Annotated in this window: 1 protein-coding gene; it reads left to right on the top strand. The window is 39.9% G+C overall.

Annotation, left to right across the window (positions count from 1 at the left end):
• Positions 1 to 489: PBECR2 nuclease fold domain-containing protein (locus HAL07_RS05125; RefSeq protein WP_274377884.1), on the top strand; the 489-nt coding region annotated here is incomplete at its 5' end.
• Positions 490 to 632 lie beyond the last annotated feature (143 nt).

The raw sequence follows: 632 nt of genomic DNA, 5'->3' as shown, positions 1-632 counted from the left end.
GGGGGAGGAAACAACAAGAAGTTTAAGGATGAGGGGGAGAGTGGAGTTAAACCTAACGCGGTGATTCAAAGCCCAGAGGAGAAAGAAGCCTTTATCAAAAGCCTTGATTTGCGTACAAGTGCTACGCCTATCCCCGCAAGTTTGGATGTAGAAGGGTTTTTAAAGAGTTTAAAGGGGGTGAAGAATCATAAGAGGTTTATAGAACATTTGGCAAGCAGGGAAGATAAGCAAAGACGCTTAGGGTTTTTAAATTTAGTTGAACCTACACTAAATCATCCGGATTTTGTCATGCTTAACAATGATGTGGGGAGAAAGAAATATGCCAAGGTTTTTCAAAAAGACAATGGGAAACATTTAACCTATTTGTTGGTTACAGCTGAAGATGATAAGCTACTCATCACAGGGATACCGGATGTCAGAAGGAGCTACATTATCAAGGAGATTAAAGATGCCGACATTATCTACTCTTTCATTCGACCGGGCAGCTGAAGATGCTAACGCACCAAGTAGGCTACTTCTTGCAGGGTAGCTAAACCTTTCTTAATTTCATATAAATTAAATGGAAAACCCTACATAAAAGCTTTTAGAAGTGACTTAAGTAGAATAGCCTTTAAACGCCTTTAAACGGCGTT

Source organism: Helicobacter ailurogastricus (assembly GCF_001282945.1).
Lineage (GTDB): Bacteria > Campylobacterota > Campylobacteria > Campylobacterales > Helicobacteraceae > Helicobacter > Helicobacter ailurogastricus.
Note: the sequence above shows the minus strand (reverse complement) of the source record. Positions and strands in the feature narration are given on the sequence as shown.